Raw genomic sequence first — 16,638 nt, forward strand, 5'->3', positions numbered from 1 at the left:
TACCTAATCCAATTTGAAGGGAGATCACTCCATGGCAAGACAGTTCTCCTTGGCAAATACGCGTAATATCGGGATTATGGCTCACATCGATGCCGGTAAAACAACGACAACGGAGCGTATTTTGTTCTACACCGGTCGTACCCATAAGATCGGTGAAGTTCATGAAGGTGCCGCAACAATGGACTGGATGGAGCAAGAACAAGAGCGCGGTATCACGATTACATCGGCGGCAACGACCGCACAATGGAAAGGTCACCGCGTCAACATTATCGATACTCCGGGCCACGTTGACTTTACGGTAGAGGTTGAGCGTTCCCTTCGCGTATTGGATGGAGCCGTAGGCGTTTTCTCTGCAAAAGAAGGTGTAGAGCCACAATCCGAGACGGTATGGCGTCAAGCTGACCGTTACGGTGTGCCTCGTATGGCTTACGTCAACAAAATGGACATTATCGGCGCTGATTTCCTCAACGTCATTCAGTCCATGAAAGACCGCCTGCAAGCGAATGCTGTAGCGATTCAATTGCCTATCGGCGCAGAGAATGAATTTGTAGGTATCGTCGACCTGATGGAGGAAAAAGCCTACATCTTCAAAGACGATCTCGGAAAAGAAATGGAAGAGACGGAAATTCCGGCCGAGTTGAAAGACAAAGCTGAAGAACTCCGTCTGGAAATGGTTGAGAAGATTGCAGAGCTCGACGAAGACTTGATGATGAAATACCTCGAAGGCGAAGAGATTACAGTTCCTGAACTGAAAGCCGCTCTCCGCAAAGGGGTATGCAATGTTCAAATCTTCCCGGTTGTCTGCGGATCTTCCTACCGCAACAAAGGCGTTCAGATGATGATCGACGCTGTCGTCGATTACCTGCCGTCTCCATTGGATGTGCCTGATATTCAAGGCCATCTCGAAGACGGAACGGAATCGGTTCGTCATTCTTCGGACGAAGAGCCGTTCTCGGCACTTGCGTTCAAGATTATGACAGACCCTTACGTTGGTAAGCTGACATTCTTCCGCGTATACTCTGGCGTATTGAACTCCGGTTCTTACGTATTGAATGCGACGAAGGGCAAGCGCGAGCGCATCGGCCGTATTCTTCAAATGCACGCGAACAGCCGTGAAGAGATCGATATCGTCTACTCCGGCGACATCGCGGCTGCCGTTGGCTTGAAAGATACGGGCACAGGCGACACGCTGTGCGACGAGAAACACCCGATTATTCTGGAATCCATGAACTTCCCTGAGCCGGTTATCCATATCGCCGTTGAGCCGAAGACCAAAGCAGACCAAGACAAACTTGGCGTCGCCTTGGCGAAGCTGACGGAAGAGGATCCAACGCTCCGCGCTCACACGGACGAAGAGACAGGTCAAACGATCCTGGGCGGTATGGGTGAGCTTCACCTTGACGTCATCATCGACCGTATGCGCCGCGAGTTCAAAGTGGAAACGAATATCGGTAATCCGCAAGTTGCTTATCGTGAAACATTCCGTACACCTGCACGAGTTGAAGGTAAGTTCGTGCGTCAGTCCGGTGGTCGCGGTCAATACGGTCACGTATGGATCGAGTTCGCACCACAAGAACCAGGCGCAGGATTTGCATTCGAGAACAAGATCGTCGGTGGGGTTGTGCCACGCGAATACATCGCGCCGGTACAAGCGGGAATCGAAGAATCGATGCAGAATGGTGTCTTGGCCGGTTATCCGCTCGTAGACATCAAAGCAACGATCGTCGACGGTTCGTATCACGATGTTGACTCCAGTGAGATGGCGTTTAAGATTGCCGGTTCTATGGCGCTTAAAGCCGCGAAGGACAAATGTAATCCAGTTCTTCTCGAGCCAATCATGAAGGTCGAAGTTACCGTGCCTGAAGAGTACATGGGCGACGTAATGGGCATGCTGAACTCCCGCCGCGGTCGTATCGAAGGTATGGATTCCCGTGCAGGCGCACAGATTATCCGTGCCAAGGTACCTCTCGCAGAGATGTTCGGATATTCCACAACGCTCCGTTCCGGTACACAAGGCCGTGGCGTATTCTCGATGGAACTCTCTCACTATGAAGAAGTTCCACGGAATATCTCGGAAGAGATCATTTCGAAGAGCAAAGGCGTATAATTCGCCGACCTGATGTTTGCAACGGCTGGCGCACATGACACGTCATGTGCCCGCCACAACATACTTATTCCACTTATTAAGGAGGAACTGTTTCCAATGGCAAAGGCTAAGTTTGAACGTACGAAACCGCACGTTAACATCGGTACGATCGGTCACGTTGACCATGGTAAAACAACTTTGACAGCTGCAATTACGTCAGTATTGACGAAAAAGTATGGCGGTGGCGAGGCAATCGCCTTCGAGAATATCGACAAAGCTCCAGAAGAGCGCGAGCGCGGTATCACGATCTCGACGTCCCACGTTGAGTATGAGTCCGCTAATCGTCACTACGCACACGTAGACTGCCCAGGTCACGCCGACTACGTTAAGAACATGATCACGGGTGCTGCACAAATGGACGGCGCGATTCTCGTCGTATCCGCAGCTGACGGCCCAATGCCGCAAACTCGTGAGCACATCTTGCTCTCCCGCCAAGTAGGCGTACCTTACATTGTCGTATTCATGAACAAATGCGACATGGTTGAAGACGAAGAGTTGCTCGAACTGGTAGAAATGGAAATTCGCGACCTTCTGAGCGAATATGAATTCCCAGGCGACGACACTCCAATTATTCGCGGTTCTGCACGTGAAGCACTGCAAAACCCAGACGGCCCTTGGGCTGAAAAAATCGTCGAGCTGTTCGAACAAATCGACACTTATATCCCAACTCCAGAGCGCGACACAGAGAAGCCTTTCCTGATGCCTGTCGAGGACGTATTCTCCATCACAGGCCGCGGTACGGTTGCTACTGGCCGTGTTGAGCGTGGTACGGTTAAAGTCGGCGACGAGATCGAAATCGTTGGTATCCAAGAAGAAACGAAAAAATCCGTTGTTACGGGCGTTGAAATGTTCCGTAAGCTTCTGGATTCCGCTCAAGCGGGTGACAACATCGGCGCATTGCTCCGTGGTGTAGACCGTAATCAAATCGAGCGCGGTCAAGTCTTGGCTAAGCCAGGCTCCGTTAAGCCGCACACAGAGTTCACTGCTCAAGTGTACGTATTGACCAAAGAAGAAGGTGGCCGTCATAAGCCTTTCTTCACTGGCTACCGTCCACAATTCTACTTCCGTACAACGGACGTAACAGGTATCATTGACCTGCCAGAAGGCACTGAAATGGTTATGCCTGGCGACAACATCACCGTTACTGTTAATCTGATCGCTCCAATCGCGATCGAAGAAGGTACTCGCTTCGCTATCCGCGAAGGTGGCCGTACAGTAGGTGCTGGTGCGGTTGCATCCATCATTAAATAATGAACTGCCGGCGTGAGCCGGCGGTCCTGGCCCTTCATTCTTCGGAATGAAGGGCTTTTTCATGCGATCGGCCGACTTTTCCCACAATTCGGACGGGATTCGTGATATCGATCTCAATGCGCAGGAGATGCAGTCTCAGATCACGGAATTGAAGAATACATCGCTCCGCATCCGCTCGATTGTAGGCGCCGTGAAGGAGATCGCCGACCAGACGGGGCTGCTGGCGCTGAATGCCTCCATTGAGGCCGCAAGGGCGGGAGAGCAGGGCGCCGGATTTGCGATCGTAGCGAAGGAAGTAAGCAAGTTGGCTGCTCATACGAAGGATACGGTGGCTGACATCAAGGAGCTTATCGGCAACTCCACGCTGGCGGCGAACGCGGTCGTTCACCGTATCCGGCTGGTGAAGGATAGCGTCGCGGCCGTGCATGAGCAGGCAGATGGAACGAAGGAGGCCTTCGTCGACATTGTGGGGAAGGTCGTTCAGAGCGTGCAGGAGCTGGAGCGCTTCATGGCGGAAATGCAATCGCTGCTTGAGATGACGGAGAGCATCGGACAAGCTACGAACGAAGTGGCTGCTTCGGCGGAGAGGCTGAATGAGACCGCGCTTCGTGTGTAATTGAATCTACCTTCATAGGTCCTCCTATTATATAGAGAGAATCCATATATTGAACGAGCTAATTGGCGTAACGGGGGTCTGAAAATACCCGATGAGGACGCTGTTCTGGCATGGCAAGGACGGTTACGAAAACAGTTATGAAAAAAGCTTGCAAAAGCCGGGACATTTATTTATAATAGTGAATGTTGTTCGTCGACGTTGCGATGAAGTGAGAGGTTACCGACACACCCGGCCCCTTTGCCATGGCGGTGCGGTCGGAAAATTTTCACGGAGTATGTCCGATGCAAAATTGGGCGATAAAAGGAGGGACTAAAATGGCAAAGCAAAAAATTCGTATCCGCTTGAAAGCATACGATCACAGAATTCTTGATCAATCCGCTGAGAAAATCGTTGAGACGGCAAAACGTTCCGGTGCAGGAGTATCCGGGCCAATCCCGTTGCCAACGGAGAAGCAAGTTATCACGATTCTTCGTGCGGTGCACAAGTACAAGGATTCCCGCGAGCAGTTCGAAATGCGCACGCATAAGCGTCTGATCGACATCGTGAATCCAACGCCGCAAACGGTGGATGCGCTGATGCGTCTGGACTTGCCGTCCGGTGTAGATATCGAAATTAAGCTGTAAGCTTTGCATTACATTGATTCGGATTAAGGAACGAAAAGAGGTGTCAACATGAAAGGTATCTTAGGTAAAAAGCTCGGCATGACTCAAGTGTTTACCCCAGAAGGTAACGTAGTGCCGGTAACTGTTATCGAAGCAGGTCCTTGCGTCGTTCTTCAAAAGAAAGACGTCGAGAACGACGGTTATGAAGCTATCCAAATCGGCTATGCTGATAAAAAAGAAAAAAGATCGACGAAGCCGGAAGTCGGCCACGCGAAGAAAGCTAACACAACGCCTAAGCGCTACGTAAAAGAACTTCGTGGTGTGGATCTTTCTCAATTCGAAGTTGGCCAGGAGTTGAAGGCCGACATCTTTGCAGAAGGTGAATTCGTTGACGTTACAGGTATCTCCAAAGGTAAAGGATTCGCAGGCGTAATCAAGCGCTGGGGACAAAGCCGCGGACCAATGTCTCACGGCTCCCGTTATCACCGCGGTCCTGGTTCCATGGGTTCCATCCAAGCGAACCGCGTGCCTAAAGGCAAACGCCTGCCAGGCCACATGGGAAGCGAAACCGTAACGATTCAAAACCTCGAAGTTGTTAAAGTGGATGCAGAACGCAATGTCATCCTCGTCAAAGGTTCCATTCCGGGTCCGAGAAACAGCTTCGTTAACGTTAAGCAAGCTATCAAAAAGTAATCCGTAAGGAAAGGAGGAGCTCAGAATGCCAAAAGTAGCAGTATACAACATCAGCGGTGCGCAAGTCGGCGAGATCGAATTGGCTGACACGGTATTCGGCATTGAACCGAACAAGCACGTGCTTCATGATGCGGTTGTTATGCAGCTTGCATCGATGCGTCAAGGTACGCACAAAGTAAAAACCCGTTCTGAAGTTAGCGGTGGTGGCCGCAAGCCTTGGAAACAAAAAGGAACTGGACGCGCGCGTCAAGGATCCATTCGTTCGCCACAATGGAAAGGCGGCGGTACGGTATTCGGTCCGACACCACGCAGCTATGCGTATAAGCTTCCTAAGAAAGTTCGCCGTCTGGCAATCAAATCCGCACTGTCTTCCAAAGTTCTGGCAGAGCAAATCATCGTCTTGGATCAATTGACGATGAATGCGCCGAAGACGAAGGAATTCGCTGCAATCTTGAACAATCTGAAAGTGGACCGCAAAGCGTTGGTCGTTGTGCCTGAGTACAATGACAATGTGGCACTCTCCGCTCGCAACATTCCTTCTGTGAAGCTAGTTGCAGCAGACGGTGTGAACGTATATGACGTGCTTCGCCATGAGAAGCTCATCATTACGAAGGATGCGGTTCAGAAGGTAGAGGAGGTGTTCGCATAATGAAAGACCCTCGCGATATCATTAAGCGTCCTATCATCACTGAACGCACAGCCGACATGATGAACGACCTGAAATATGTATTTGAAGTCGATATCCGTGCGAATAAGACGGAAATCAAGCAAGCCGTTGAGTCGATTTTCAAAGTTAAGGTAGCGAACGTGAACACGCTTCGCGTGCCAGCCAAGCCGAAGCGCTATGGCCGCTACTCCGGATATACAACCGAATGGAAGAAAGCATTCGTCACGCTGGCGAAAGACAGCAAGCCGCTTGAGTTCTTCGAAACGGTATAATGACACACTCGTAAAGTTAGGAGGGAAAACCAGTGCCTATCAAAAAGTACAAACCGACATCTCCGGCTCGTCGTGGTATGAGCGCATCTACGTTCGAAGAGATCACAACGAATGTGCCAGAGAAGTCCCTGCTTGCTCCTTTGAGCAAAAAAGCAGGACGTAACAGCCAAGGGAAAATTACGGTTCGTCACCGTGGCGGCGGACATAAGCGTAATTACCGGATCATCGACTTCAAACGCAACAAGGATGGCATTCCAGGCCGCGTTGCTACGATTGAGTACGATCCGAACCGTACGTCCAACATCGCGTTGATTCATTATGCAGATGGTGAGAAGCGTTACATCCTCGCGCCAAAGGGTCTGAAAGTGAACGATGTGATCGTATCGGGTCCTGGAGCGGACATCAAGACAGGCAATGCAATGCCGCTTGAGAACATTCCAGTAGGTACAGTTATCCACAACATCGAGTTGAAGCCAGGCAAGGGCGGCCAGTTGGTTCGCGCAGCGGGCACGGAAGCTCAATTGCTCGGTAAAGAAGATAAATATGTAACGGTTCGCCTGTCCTCTGGCGAGGTTCGCAAGGTCCTCAAAGTGTGCCGCGCGACAATTGGTTCCGTAGGTAACGGCGACCACGAGCTTATCAAAATCGGTAAAGCTGGCCGCAACCGCTGGTTGGGCAAGCGTCCTACCGTCCGCGGTGTCGTCATGAACCCGGTTGATCACCCTCACGGTGGTGGTGAAGGTAAAGCTCCTATCGGCCGCAAAACGCCTATGTCTCCATGGGGCAAGCCGACGCTCGGTTACAAAACGCGTAAAAAAGGTAAGCATTCCGATAAATATATCGTACGTCATCGCACGAAATAATATTTACCCGACTGCATACTCTGCGGCGTAACGCACGCAAGCATAAGGTTTTGTGAAGGGAGGATTCACACATGGGTCGCAGTTTGAAAAAAGGACCATTCGTCGATGGTCATTTGATGAAAAAAGTCGAGCAGATGAACGAGTCCAACAAGAAGGCTGTCGTTAAGACTTGGTCGCGCCGCTCTACAATTTTCCCTCAATTCATCGGTCATACGTTCGGTGTCTATGATGGACGCAAGCACGTGCCAGTGTACGTGACGGAAGATATGGTCGGACACAAGCTCGGCGAATTCGCGCCGACGCGCACGTACAAAGGCCACACGAACGACGACAAAAAAACAAGACGCTAATTTTGACTATATAGCATTTGAGGGGAGGTACTTCCATGCAAGCGAAGGCACATGCGAATAATGTTCGCATTTCTCCGCGCAAGGTCAAGCTGGTGATTGACTTGATCCGCGGTAAGCAAGTGGGCGAAGCGATTGCGATTCTGCGCCACACGCCTAAATCGGCATCTCCAGTAGTGGAGAAGCTGCTCAACTCGGCGATTGCCAATGCAGAACATAACTATCAAATGGACGTGAACAAGCTCGTAATCGAGCAAGTGTACGTGAACCAAGGTCCTACTTTGAAACGATTCCGTCCGCGCGCTATGGGACGTGCAAGCCGTATCAATAAGAGAACCAGCCACATTTCAATCGTGGTATCTGAAAAATAAGGAGGGATAACGAGTGGGTCAAAAGGTAAATCCAGTCGGACTTCGAGTTGGTATCATCCGTGATTGGGAATCCAAATGGTACGCGGAAAAAGACTTCGGTACCTTGCTTATCGAAGACGTAAAGATTCGTGAGTATTTGAAAAACAAATTGAAGGATGCAGCCGTATCCCGCATCGAAATCGAACGCGCGGCTAACCGCGTGAACGTGACGATCCACACAGCCAAGCCGGGTATGGTCATCGGTAAAGGCGGTTCCGAAGTTGAAGCCCTTCGTCGCGAAGTAACAACTATCGCTGGCGGCAAAAAAGTGCACATCAACATTTCGGAAATCAAAACTCCAGACTTGGATGCAATCCTCGTCGCTGAGAGCATTGCACAACAACTGGAGCGCCGCGTATCGTTCCGTCGCGCTCTGAAACAAGCGCTCCAACGCTCGATGCGTGCTGGTGCAAAAGGAATCAAAACTGCAGTTAGCGGTCGTCTGGGCGGTGCAGAAATCGCTCGTTCGGAAGGTTACAGCGAAGGGACTGTGCCACTTCATACGCTTCGCGCTGACATTGACTACGGCACAGCCGAAGCACATACAACTTACGGCCGTCTGGGCGTAAAAGTATGGATCTATCGTGGAGAGGTACTTCCTACGGCTAAGAAAAAGGCTGCTCAGGAAGGAGGCAACTAATCATGTTGGTACCTAAACGTGTAAAACACCGCAAGCAATTCAAAGGACGCTTGAAAGGTCAAGCGAAAGGCGGCACAACGCTTAACTTTGGCGATTTCGGTCTCCAAGCATTGGAACCGACGTGGATCACGAACCGTCAAATCGAGGCTGCCCGTATCGCGATGACTCGTTACATCAAGCGTGGCGGTAAAGTATGGATTAAAATTTTCCCTGACAAGCCAATCACGGCGAAGCCGCTTGAGGTTCGGATGGGTAGCGGTAAAGGTAACGTTGAGAAATGGGTAGCTGTGGTTAAACCAGGCAAGATCATGTTCGAACTTTCTGGTGTCTCCGAGGAAGTAGCTCGCGAAGCAATGCGTCTTGCCGCTCACAAGCTGCCAGTCAAGACGAAGTTCGTGAAACGTGAAGAAATGGGTGGTGAAGCATAATGAAAGCTAGTGAATTCCGCAACTTGACCACTGCTGAACTTGAACAAAAGATTGCCGGATTCAAGGAAGAACTTTTCAACCTCCGTTTCCAATTGGCTACCGGACAGCTTGACAACCCGACTCGTATCCGTGATGTACGCAAAGCGATTGCTCGCGCACATACGGTTCTTCGTGAAAGAGAACTTGGGATTACTAGTTAATCGACCTTGATGTCGAATCGGAATATAGAGATCCTGTATGCAGGAAGGAGGCCCAACACTCATGAGTGAACAACGTAACGCTCGTAAAGTGCAAGTCGGCAAAGTCGTCAGCGATAAAATGGACAAAACCGTCGTCGTCGCGGTCGAAACATACAAGAAGCATGACCTGTATCACAAGCGCATCCGTTATACGAAGAAGTTCAAAGCGCATGATGAGAACAACGAAGCAAAAATCGGCGATACTGTGAAAATCATGGAGACTCGCCCGTTGTCGAAAGACAAGCGCTGGAGACTCGTTGAAATCGTAGAAAAAGCAGTCATCGTTTAAGCAGCGAATAGCTTCAACGAAAGGAGGACAATCGAATGATTCAACCATTCACACGTTTGGCGGTCGCAGATAACTCTGGTGCGAAAGAATTGATGTGTATTCGCGTGTTGGGCGGAACCGGACGCAAAGCGGCTCACATTGGTGATTTGATCGTATGTTCTGTAAAACAAGCAACACCAGGCGGCGTTGTCAAAAAGGGCGACGTTGTAAGAGCTGTAATCGTTCGTACGAAGCGCTCGGTTCGTCGGAAGGATGGTTCTTACATCTCGTTTGACGAAAACGCGGCAGTTATCGTAAAAGAAGACAAGGGCCCACGCGGAACTCGTATTTTCGGACCGGTTGCTCGTGAACTTCGCGAGAAAGACTTCATGAAAATCGTTTCCCTGGCTCCGGAAGTGATCTAATCAACTTGCCAGCCAGGCAAGATGCAGGAGGTGTGACACATGCCACGACTGAAGAAAATTCTCGAGTCGCATAACAATAAACTGCACGTGAAGAAAGACGATACAGTCATCGTCATCACGGGTAAGGACAAAGGTAAAAAAGGCCGCGTTATTGCTGCGTATCCGCGCGAGAACCGTGTTCTCGTTGAAGGAGTCAACATGGTGAAGAAGCACCAGAAGCCGAACGCTGCGAATCCGCAAGGCGGTATCATCGAGCAAGAAGCGCCTATCCACGTATCCAACGTCATGCACGTGGATCCGAAGTCCGGTAAAGTAACGCGCATCGGTTACAAAGTGGAGAACGGCAAAAAAGTGCGCGTCGCTAAGCGCTCTGGCGCAATCATCGACTAATCGCTAAGAAAGGAGGTCAGTGCCTTATGGCAGCTCGTCTGAAAGAACGTTACTTGAACGAAGTTACTCCTGCGCTGATGCAGAAGTTCAATTATACAACCGTTATGCAGGTGCCAAAAGTGGAGAAAGTCGTCATCAACATGGGTATGGGTGAGGCTGTTCAAAACTCTAAAGTATTGGATTCGGCTGTTGCTGAACTGCAATTGATCGCGGGTCAAAAACCAGTAATTACACGTGCGAAGAAGTCTATCGCAGGCTTTAAGCTTCGTGAAGGAATGCCGATTGGTGTGAAAGTGACTTTGCGCGGTGAGCGCATGTATCACTTCCTGGACAAATTGTTCAACGTCACGCTTCCTCGTGTCCGTGACTTCCACGGTATCTCGAACAAAGCATTTGACGGCCGCGGCAACTACACGCTCGGTCTGAAGGAGCAAATCATCTTCCCAGAGATCGAGTACGATCAAGTAGATAAAGTACGCGGTATGGACATCGTTGTCGTAACGACGGCGAAAACGGACGAAGAGTCCCGCGAATTGTTGACGCAACTCGGCATGCCTTTCGCGAAGTAATTCGCGTCGAAGGCGAACAAGGTAGTACGAACGGAACGATTCCATGAATCGATATCTTGGACACGATTTAGGAGGTGTCAACTCACGTGGCAAAAACTTCGATGAAAATCAAGCAACAACGCAAACCGAAGTTTCAAGTACGGGCATACACACGCTGTGAACGCTGCGGCCGTCCACACTCTGTATTGCGTAAGTTCAAAATTTGCAGAATTTGTTTCCGCGAATTGGCATACAAAGGCCAGATTCCTGGCGTTAAAAAAGCTAGCTGGTAATCAACCCTGTTGCGGGAAGGAGGTTTACACTAATGGTTATGTCCGATCCGATTGCTGATATGCTTACACGCATTCGCAATGCTAACACAGTACGTCATGAGACCGTGGAGATGCCTGCTTCGACGATGAAGAAGCAAATTGCTGAAATCTTGAAGCGCGAAGGATTTATCCGCGATGCAGAATATATCGAAGACAACAAACAAGGGCTTATCCGCATTTTCCTGAAATATGGTGCCGACAACGAGCGTGTCATCACAGGCTTGAAGCGCATCAGTAAGCCAGGACTGCGCGTGTATACGAAGTCCACTGAGGTGCCACGTGTTCTGGGTGGCCTTGGGATTGCTATCATTTCGACGTCCAAGGGCGTTATGACTGACAAAGAAGCTCGCCAAGCAAAAACTGGCGGCGAGGTTGTCTGCTACGTTTGGTAAACCATTCGCATAAGATTGGAGGTGCAACAACATATGTCTCGTATTGGTCGTAAGCCAATTACAGTTCCAGGCGGCGTCACTGTCACTCTGGACAATAGCGTGATTACCATCAAAGGACCAAAAGGAAGCTTATCCCGTGAAATTCATAAGGACATGAAAGTGTCCGTTGAAGAGAACGTGATTCATGTTGAGCGTCCTTCTGACAATAAACTTCACCGTTCTTTGCACGGCACGACTCGCAGCGTCATCAGCAACATGGTTAACGGAGTAACGGAAGGTTTCTCCAAAACATTGGAGCTCGTTGGTGTTGGTTATCGTGCGAACAAGACCGGCAACAAACTCGTGTTGAACGTCGGATACTCCCATCCGGTTGAGATTACACCAGAAGAGGGCATCGAGTTCGAATTGCCTGCTCAGACGAAAATTATCGTCAAAGGCATCGACAAAGAGCGCGTTGGTGAATATGCGGCAAAAATCCGCTCCGTACGTGAACCAGAACCTTACAAAGGCAAAGGGATCAAGTACGAAGGCGAGCGCATTCTCCGCAAAGAAGGTAAAGCAGGCAAGAAGAAATAAACTCTTGCCTAGCTCGCTTGTCTTAGCAGCTTAACGGTTATTCCGAAGGGAGTGAATCAATCAGATGATTACTAAGGCGAATAAAAATAAAGCGCGTCTGAAAAGACATCTTCGTGTACGCAAGAAAATCGAAGGTACGACAGCACGTCCGCGTTTGAACGTATTCCGTTCCTCCAAGCACATCTACGCTCAGCTTATCGATGATGTAAAAGGCGTAACAATCGCAGCTGCATCGACGATGGATAAAGAGCTTCGCGAAGAGATCAAGAACGGCGGCAGTGTAGAAGCTGCAAGTAAAGTAGGCGAATTGATCGCAAAACGCGCCAAGGCGCAAGGGTACGACAATGTCGTATTCGACCGCGGCGGTTACTTGTATCATGGCCGAATTCAAGCATTGGCTGAAGCAGCACGCGAAGCCGGCCTTGAATTCTAAGAATTCAATCGAAGGAGGTAAACGACTTGCGAGTTGATCCTAACACGTTAGAACTTTCTGAAAAAGTTGTGCAAATTAACCGTGTTGCTAAAGTCGTTAAAGGCGGACGCCGCTTTAGCTTTAGCGCACTCGTAGTCGTCGGCGATGGCAAAGGCTGGGTTGGTGCAGGCATCGGTAAAGCATCCGAAGTACCTGACGCAATCCGCAAAGGCATCGAAGACGCGAAAAAGAATCTCATCCATGTTCCGTTCGTGAACACGACGATTCCTCACCAAGTCATCGGACATTTCGGCGCAGGCAGAGTTCTCTTGAAGCCAGCATCCGAAGGTACGGGGGTTATCGCTGGTGGTCCTGTACGTGCCGTGTTGGAATTGGCGGGAGTAGGCGATATCTTGACGAAATCGCTTGGTTCCTCGAACTCCATCAACATGGTCAACGCGACGCTCGAAGGTCTGTCCCGTCTGAAGACGGCAGAGCAAGTAGCGAAACTGCGCGGCAAATCCGTTGAGGAACTGTTAGGATAAGGAGGGGACGACAATGGCGAAGTTGCAAATTACCCTCGTTCGCAGTCTGATCGGCCGCCCAGAAACTCATCGTACAACGGTGAACACATTGGGTCTACGCAAAATCAATCAGACGGTTGTTCATGACGACAACGCAGCGATCCGCGGAATGGTGAACCAAGTGAAGCACTTGGTTGACGTCAAAGAAGTCGAAGCGTAAGCTTCCTTCATGCATGCTTCATAACGCAACGCACGAAATAGCGACAACAAATAGCAGAGTCATAAATAACTAAGGAGGTGCGACGAACGATGAAGTTGAATGAACTTTCTCCGGCTCCTGGCTCCCGTAAAGACAGCAAGCGCCGCCTTGGACGCGGTATCGGTACTGGTAACGGGAAGACAGCTGGCCGCGGTCACAAAGGTCAAAACGCTCGTTCCGGTGGTGGTGTTCGTCCAGGCTTCGAAGGCGGACAAAACCCACTGTACCGTCGTTTGCCAAAACGCGGATTCATCAACCCAACTCGTAAAGAGTATGCGGTAGTGAATGTTACAGAATTGAACCGCTTCGAGGCTGGTACTGAAGTTACTCCGGAACTGTTGATGGAACAAGGCATCGTGAAAAACCCAATGAGCGGAATCAAAGTATTGGGCAACGGTGACTTGACTATCAAGCTGACAGTGAAAGCGAACAAGTTCTCTCAATCTGCGGTGGAGAAGATCGAGGCTGCCGGCGGCAAATCCGAGGTGATTTAATGTTTAAGACCGTATCGAATATATGGCGAGTCGAAGATCTGAGACGTCGAATCCTTTTTACGCTTATGATCTTGATCGTTTATCGCATCGGATCCTTTGTCCCGGTACCCGGTGTGGATACATCGGTTTTTGCTAATGCCAACCAGGGCACGGAGCTGTTTGGCTTCCTGAACACGTTCTCCGGCGGCGCGTTGTTTAAATTCTCTATCTTTGCGCTTGGTATATTTCCTTATATCACAGCTTCCATCATTATGCAGTTGCTGACGATGGATGTTGTGCCGAAGTTCGCCGAGTGGGCGAAAGAGGGAGAAGTGGGCAAGAAGAAAATTGCCCAAATGACGCGTTATGGCACCGTGGTTCTGGGTCTGATCCAAGCATTCGGTACAGCGATTGGTTTTAACCGGCTATATGGCTTGGAACTCGTTCCGAACGCCACGTACACGGATTACATCCTAATCGCCATCGTATTGACGGCGGGTACAGCGTTCCTGATGTGGCTTGGTGAGCAGATTACGGAGAAGGGAATTGGCAACGGGATTTCCATTATCATCTTCGCGGGTATCGTGGCAGGTATTCCAATGCATATCCAGGAGATCGCGCAGAGCCAGTTCATTGATGGCAATCAGCTGTTCTTAAACATCATTAAGATGATCATCATTGCGTTGTTCATCGTTCTCATCATCGTCGGGGTTATCTACATTCAGCAAGGTAACCGTAAAATTCCGGTCCAATACGCGAAGCGTGTGGTCGGGAACAAAATGTACGGCGGACAAAATACGCATATTCCGTTGAAAGTCAACGGGGCAGGGGTTATTCCGGTCATCTTTGCGTCATCGCTGCTGATGTTCCCTGCTACGATCGCCCAGTTCTGGGCAGATAAAACGTGGGCTCAATGGATAATCACCCATATGATGATCGATAAACCGCTGGGCATGGTATTGTACGTGCTCATGATTATCGGCTTCACGTTCTTCTACACGTTCGTGCAGTTGAACCCGCAACAAATGGCGGATCAAATGAAAAAGAACGGTGGTTATATCCCGGGCATCCGTCCAGGGAAAGCGACAGCCACATATTTGACGCGAGTCATGACTCGCATCACGCTGGCCGGCGCCATCTTCCTGGCGGTGGTATCCATTATACCGGTGTTCTTCGGATCACTCGCCGGATTGCCTCGTTCCGTTCAAATCGGCGGAACTTCGCTTCTCATCGTCGTCGGCGTCGCGCTTGACACGATGAAGCAAATTGAAAGCCAATTGATTAAACGCCATTACAAAGGTTTCATCAATAAATAGGCAATAGGTTCTGATGAAGCCTTGTGCTCATCGGCACCTATTGTGCTGTTTCTTGTATAGCAGAGGCTTAACGAATGGCATCGAAGCACCCCACTTCCGGCGAAGTTAAGCCTGTGCTTGCATAAAGGGGAGTGACATTCGATGAACATTCTATTCATGGGGCCTCCTGGGGCAGGGAAAGGGACGCAGGCCGAACGCATTGTTGCCGAGTTCGGTATCCCCCATATTTCTACGGGTGATGCGTTCCGCAAAGCGATGAACGAAGGCACCCCTATCGGGTTGAAAGCCAAGCAGTACATTGATCAAGGTCTGCTCGTTCCCGATGACGTGACTGTGGGCATCGTTCGCGAACGGCTCACGCAGCCGGATTGCGAAGCCGGCTTCCTGCTGGACGGCTTCCCGCGCACGTTGGCGCAAGCCGAGGCGCTGGACGGCATCCTGACGGAGCTCCACCGCAAGCTGGACCACGTCATTAATCTGAGCGTTGACCGTGATTTATTGCTGGCTCGTCTTACGGGACGACGTATCTGCAAGTCTTGCGGCGCGACGTACCATGTCATATTTAACCCGCCTACACAAGCAGGCGTTTGCGATAAGTGCCAAGGCGAGCTGTACCAGCGCTCGGACGATACCGAGGAGAAGGTCGGCACGCGCCTTGACGAATATATCAACAAAACGGCTCCTTTACTCGAATACTATGGGAACAAGGGCTTGTTGCGTGAGGTTGACGGTGAGAAGGAAATCGATACGGTGACGTCTGAAATCGTATCTTTACTGCGAGGTTAAAAAAGATGATCATCTGTAAGTCCGAGGTAGAATTAGGCTTCATGAGAGAAGCTGGGCGAATTGTTGCGGAAACGCATCGTCTTCTGGCCCAATCCATTAAGCCAGGGATCACGACTCGTGAACTCGATTCTATTGCAGAGACGTTCATTCGCAGCCAAGGGGCGACACCTTCGTTCAAAGGGTATAACGGATTCCCCGGCAGCATCTGCGTATCAGTCAACGAAGAACTGGTGCACGGCATTCCCGGCACACGCAAGTTAAACGAAGGCGACATCATCAGCATCGATATCGGTGCGGAATACCGTGGATATCATGGAGACTCGGCCTGGACCTATGGCGTCGGCACGATCTCGGAGACAGCCCAGCGGCTGCTCGAGGTTACGGAGCAATCGCTCTATGCAGGGCTCGCCCTGGTCAAGCCGGATACGCGTCTTTTTACGATATCCCATGCGATCCAGCGCGTAATCGAGGATGCAGGTTTTTCCGTCGTGCGAGAATACGTTGGGCACGGGATTGGAACGGATCTTCACGAAGAACCGCAAATCCCGAACTACGGGATTCCGGACCGCGGCCCGCGTCTCAAACCGGGCATGACGCTTGCGATAGAGCCGATGGTCATTGTCGGTGAGCGGTATGTCAAGACGCTCGCAGACAACTGGACGGTAGTGACGGCGGACGGAACGCTGTGCGCTCACTTCGAGCATACGGTAGCCGTAACGCCGGAAGGTTGCGAAATTTTGACGAAGCTGGTTGAGTAGGTGAT

General features: G+C 50.5%; 27 protein-coding genes. All 27 read left to right on the forward strand.

Annotated elements, in window-relative coordinates; translation table 11 throughout:
• Positions 1-31 precede the first annotated feature (31 nt).
• Complete coding sequence (gene fusA, locus DQX05_RS25715; RefSeq protein ID WP_119796190.1) at positions 32-2,107, forward strand: elongation factor G; 2,076 nt, start codon at positions 32-34, stop codon at positions 2,105-2,107.
• Positions 2,108-2,203: 96 nt separating this feature from the next.
• A complete protein-coding gene (tuf, locus tag DQX05_RS25720) occupies positions 2,204-3,397 on the forward strand; it encodes an elongation factor Tu (protein WP_119796191.1) in 1,194 nt (397 codons plus the stop codon).
• A gap of 61 nt (positions 3,398-3,458) precedes the next feature.
• On the forward strand, positions 3,459-4,013 hold the full coding sequence (locus DQX05_RS25725) for a methyl-accepting chemotaxis protein (protein WP_259392230.1): 555 nt from the start codon (positions 3,459-3,461) through the stop codon (positions 4,011-4,013).
• A 314-nt stretch (positions 4,014-4,327) separates the two neighbouring features.
• The gene (gene rpsJ, locus DQX05_RS25730) at positions 4,328-4,636 is read left to right on the forward strand and encodes a 30S ribosomal protein S10 (RefSeq protein ID WP_006676490.1); all 309 of its coding nucleotides are present in this window, start codon (positions 4,328-4,330) and stop codon (positions 4,634-4,636) included.
• A gap of 48 nt (positions 4,637-4,684) precedes the next feature.
• Positions 4,685-5,308 (forward strand): 50S ribosomal protein L3, encoded by a 624-nt coding sequence (gene rplC / locus DQX05_RS25735; protein WP_087444233.1) that lies wholly within the window; start codon positions 4,685-4,687, stop codon positions 5,306-5,308.
• A gap of 25 nt (positions 5,309-5,333) precedes the next feature.
• The gene (gene rplD / locus DQX05_RS25740; RefSeq protein WP_006676492.1) at positions 5,334-5,957 is read left to right on the forward strand and encodes a 50S ribosomal protein L4; all 624 of its coding nucleotides are present in this window, start codon (positions 5,334-5,336) and stop codon (positions 5,955-5,957) included.
• Positions 5,957-6,247 (forward strand): 50S ribosomal protein L23, encoded by a 291-nt coding sequence (gene rplW, locus DQX05_RS25745; RefSeq protein ID WP_006676493.1) that lies wholly within the window; start codon positions 5,957-5,959, stop codon positions 6,245-6,247. Before rplD ends, rplW begins: the two co-directional genes overlap by 1 nt.
• A 32-nt stretch (positions 6,248-6,279) precedes the next feature.
• The gene (gene rplB, locus DQX05_RS25750; protein ID WP_119796192.1) at positions 6,280-7,110 is read left to right on the forward strand and encodes a 50S ribosomal protein L2; all 831 of its coding nucleotides are present in this window, start codon (positions 6,280-6,282) and stop codon (positions 7,108-7,110) included.
• A gap of 71 nt (positions 7,111-7,181) precedes the next feature.
• Entirely contained in the window at positions 7,182-7,460 is a 279-nt protein-coding gene (rpsS, locus tag DQX05_RS25755) for a 30S ribosomal protein S19 (RefSeq protein WP_006284347.1), read from the forward strand.
• A gap of 35 nt (positions 7,461-7,495) precedes the next feature.
• Entirely contained in the window at positions 7,496-7,828 is a 333-nt protein-coding gene (gene rplV / locus DQX05_RS25760) for a 50S ribosomal protein L22 (protein WP_087444234.1), read from the forward strand.
• A 13-nt stretch (positions 7,829-7,841) separates the two neighbouring features.
• Entirely contained in the window at positions 7,842-8,507 is a 666-nt protein-coding gene (gene rpsC, locus DQX05_RS25765) for a 30S ribosomal protein S3 (RefSeq protein ID WP_006676496.1), read from the forward strand.
• A gap of 2 nt (positions 8,508-8,509) precedes the next feature.
• Positions 8,510-8,935 carry a 50S ribosomal protein L16 gene (gene rplP, locus DQX05_RS25770; protein ID WP_006676497.1) on the forward strand — a complete coding sequence of 142 codons (426 nt, stop codon included), beginning with the start codon at positions 8,510-8,512 and terminating at the stop codon, positions 8,933-8,935.
• Positions 8,935-9,135: a 50S ribosomal protein L29 gene (rpmC, locus tag DQX05_RS25775; RefSeq protein WP_119796193.1), complete on the forward strand. Its 201-nt coding sequence runs from the start codon at positions 8,935-8,937 to the stop codon at positions 9,133-9,135. Before rplP ends, rpmC begins: the two co-directional genes overlap by 1 nt.
• Before the next feature lie 61 nt (positions 9,136-9,196).
• On the forward strand, positions 9,197-9,463 hold the full coding sequence (gene rpsQ, locus DQX05_RS25780) for a 30S ribosomal protein S17 (protein ID WP_006676499.1): 267 nt from the start codon (positions 9,197-9,199) through the stop codon (positions 9,461-9,463).
• A gap of 35 nt (positions 9,464-9,498) precedes the next feature.
• The gene (rplN, locus tag DQX05_RS25785) at positions 9,499-9,867 is read left to right on the forward strand and encodes a 50S ribosomal protein L14 (protein WP_006284354.1); all 369 of its coding nucleotides are present in this window, start codon (positions 9,499-9,501) and stop codon (positions 9,865-9,867) included.
• A gap of 39 nt (positions 9,868-9,906) precedes the next feature.
• Positions 9,907-10,257, forward strand: coding sequence for a 50S ribosomal protein L24 (gene rplX, locus DQX05_RS25790; protein ID WP_087444235.1), 351 nt, complete (start codon positions 9,907-9,909; stop codon positions 10,255-10,257).
• 26 nt (positions 10,258-10,283) lie between these two features.
• On the forward strand, positions 10,284-10,826 hold the full coding sequence (gene rplE / locus DQX05_RS25795) for a 50S ribosomal protein L5 (RefSeq protein ID WP_111154672.1): 543 nt from the start codon (positions 10,284-10,286) through the stop codon (positions 10,824-10,826).
• Between the two features lie 86 nt (positions 10,827-10,912).
• On the forward strand, positions 10,913-11,098 hold the full coding sequence (locus DQX05_RS25800; protein ID WP_006676503.1) for a type Z 30S ribosomal protein S14: 186 nt from the start codon (positions 10,913-10,915) through the stop codon (positions 11,096-11,098).
• 32 nt (positions 11,099-11,130) lie between these two features.
• Positions 11,131-11,529, forward strand: coding sequence for a 30S ribosomal protein S8 (gene rpsH, locus DQX05_RS25805; RefSeq protein ID WP_006676504.1), 399 nt, complete (start codon positions 11,131-11,133; stop codon positions 11,527-11,529).
• Positions 11,530-11,562: 33 nt separating this feature from the next.
• A complete protein-coding gene (rplF, locus tag DQX05_RS25810) occupies positions 11,563-12,105 on the forward strand; it encodes a 50S ribosomal protein L6 (protein ID WP_087444237.1) in 543 nt (180 codons plus the stop codon).
• 64 nt (positions 12,106-12,169) lie between these two features.
• The gene (gene rplR / locus DQX05_RS25815; protein ID WP_119796194.1) at positions 12,170-12,538 is read left to right on the forward strand and encodes a 50S ribosomal protein L18; all 369 of its coding nucleotides are present in this window, start codon (positions 12,170-12,172) and stop codon (positions 12,536-12,538) included.
• Positions 12,539-12,564: 26 nt separating this feature from the next.
• Positions 12,565-13,062 carry a 30S ribosomal protein S5 gene (gene rpsE / locus DQX05_RS25820; RefSeq protein WP_006284361.1) on the forward strand — a complete coding sequence of 166 codons (498 nt, stop codon included), beginning with the start codon at positions 12,565-12,567 and terminating at the stop codon, positions 13,060-13,062.
• 13 nt (positions 13,063-13,075) lie between these two features.
• Positions 13,076-13,261, forward strand: coding sequence for a 50S ribosomal protein L30 (gene rpmD, locus DQX05_RS25825; RefSeq protein WP_006676507.1), 186 nt, complete (start codon positions 13,076-13,078; stop codon positions 13,259-13,261).
• A gap of 89 nt (positions 13,262-13,350) precedes the next feature.
• Complete coding sequence (rplO, locus tag DQX05_RS25830) at positions 13,351-13,794, forward strand: 50S ribosomal protein L15 (protein ID WP_119796195.1); 444 nt, start codon at positions 13,351-13,353, stop codon at positions 13,792-13,794.
• Positions 13,794-15,089 carry a preprotein translocase subunit SecY gene (gene secY, locus DQX05_RS25835; RefSeq protein ID WP_119796196.1) on the forward strand — a complete coding sequence of 432 codons (1,296 nt, stop codon included), beginning with the start codon at positions 13,794-13,796 and terminating at the stop codon, positions 15,087-15,089. The genes rplO and secY overlap by 1 nt, the downstream gene beginning before the upstream one ends.
• A gap of 141 nt (positions 15,090-15,230) precedes the next feature.
• On the forward strand, positions 15,231-15,875 hold the full coding sequence (locus tag DQX05_RS25840; RefSeq protein WP_119796197.1) for an adenylate kinase: 645 nt from the start codon (positions 15,231-15,233) through the stop codon (positions 15,873-15,875).
• Between the two features lie 5 nt (positions 15,876-15,880).
• Complete coding sequence (map, locus tag DQX05_RS25845; RefSeq protein WP_119796198.1) at positions 15,881-16,633, forward strand: type I methionyl aminopeptidase; 753 nt, start codon at positions 15,881-15,883, stop codon at positions 16,631-16,633.
• Positions 16,634-16,638: the final 5 nt, after the last annotated feature.

Source organism: Paenibacillus thiaminolyticus, assembly GCF_003591545.1.
Lineage (GTDB): Bacteria > Bacillota > Bacilli > Paenibacillales > Paenibacillaceae > Paenibacillus_B > Paenibacillus_B thiaminolyticus_A.

Bases quoted from the DNA above. Each gene is read 5' to 3' on its own strand.
- fusA (WP_119796190.1), top strand. From the start codon at position 32: ATGGCAAGACAGTTCTCCTTGGCAAATACGCGTAATATCGGGATTATG.
- tuf (WP_119796191.1), top strand. From the start codon at position 2,204: ATGGCAAAGGCTAAGTTTGAACGTACGAAACCGCACGTTAACATCGGT.
- DQX05_RS25725 (WP_259392230.1), top strand. From the start codon at position 3,459: ATGCGATCGGCCGACTTTTCCCACAATTCGGACGGGATTCGTGATATC.
- rpsJ (WP_006676490.1), top strand. From the start codon at position 4,328: ATGGCAAAGCAAAAAATTCGTATCCGCTTGAAAGCATACGATCACAGA.
- rplC (WP_087444233.1), top strand. From the start codon at position 4,685: ATGAAAGGTATCTTAGGTAAAAAGCTCGGCATGACTCAAGTGTTTACC.
- rplD (WP_006676492.1), top strand. From the start codon at position 5,334: ATGCCAAAAGTAGCAGTATACAACATCAGCGGTGCGCAAGTCGGCGAG.
- rplW (WP_006676493.1), top strand. From the start codon at position 5,957: ATGAAAGACCCTCGCGATATCATTAAGCGTCCTATCATCACTGAACGC.
- rpsS (WP_006284347.1), top strand. From the start codon at position 7,182: ATGGGTCGCAGTTTGAAAAAAGGACCATTCGTCGATGGTCATTTGATG.
- rplV (WP_087444234.1), top strand. From the start codon at position 7,496: ATGCAAGCGAAGGCACATGCGAATAATGTTCGCATTTCTCCGCGCAAG.
- rplP (WP_006676497.1), top strand. From the start codon at position 8,510: ATGTTGGTACCTAAACGTGTAAAACACCGCAAGCAATTCAAAGGACGC.
- rpmC (WP_119796193.1), top strand. From the start codon at position 8,935: ATGAAAGCTAGTGAATTCCGCAACTTGACCACTGCTGAACTTGAACAA.
- rpsQ (WP_006676499.1), top strand. From the start codon at position 9,197: ATGAGTGAACAACGTAACGCTCGTAAAGTGCAAGTCGGCAAAGTCGTC.
- rplN (WP_006284354.1), top strand. From the start codon at position 9,499: ATGATTCAACCATTCACACGTTTGGCGGTCGCAGATAACTCTGGTGCG.
- rplX (WP_087444235.1), top strand. From the start codon at position 9,907: ATGCCACGACTGAAGAAAATTCTCGAGTCGCATAACAATAAACTGCAC.
- rplE (WP_111154672.1), top strand. From the start codon at position 10,284: ATGGCAGCTCGTCTGAAAGAACGTTACTTGAACGAAGTTACTCCTGCG.
- rpsH (WP_006676504.1), top strand. From the start codon at position 11,131: ATGGTTATGTCCGATCCGATTGCTGATATGCTTACACGCATTCGCAAT.
- rplF (WP_087444237.1), top strand. From the start codon at position 11,563: ATGTCTCGTATTGGTCGTAAGCCAATTACAGTTCCAGGCGGCGTCACT.
- rplR (WP_119796194.1), top strand. From the start codon at position 12,170: ATGATTACTAAGGCGAATAAAAATAAAGCGCGTCTGAAAAGACATCTT.
- rpmD (WP_006676507.1), top strand. From the start codon at position 13,076: ATGGCGAAGTTGCAAATTACCCTCGTTCGCAGTCTGATCGGCCGCCCA.
- rplO (WP_119796195.1), top strand. From the start codon at position 13,351: ATGAAGTTGAATGAACTTTCTCCGGCTCCTGGCTCCCGTAAAGACAGC.
- secY (WP_119796196.1), top strand. From the start codon at position 13,794: ATGTTTAAGACCGTATCGAATATATGGCGAGTCGAAGATCTGAGACGT.
- DQX05_RS25840 (WP_119796197.1), top strand. From the start codon at position 15,231: ATGAACATTCTATTCATGGGGCCTCCTGGGGCAGGGAAAGGGACGCAG.
- map (WP_119796198.1), top strand. From the start codon at position 15,881: ATGATCATCTGTAAGTCCGAGGTAGAATTAGGCTTCATGAGAGAAGCT.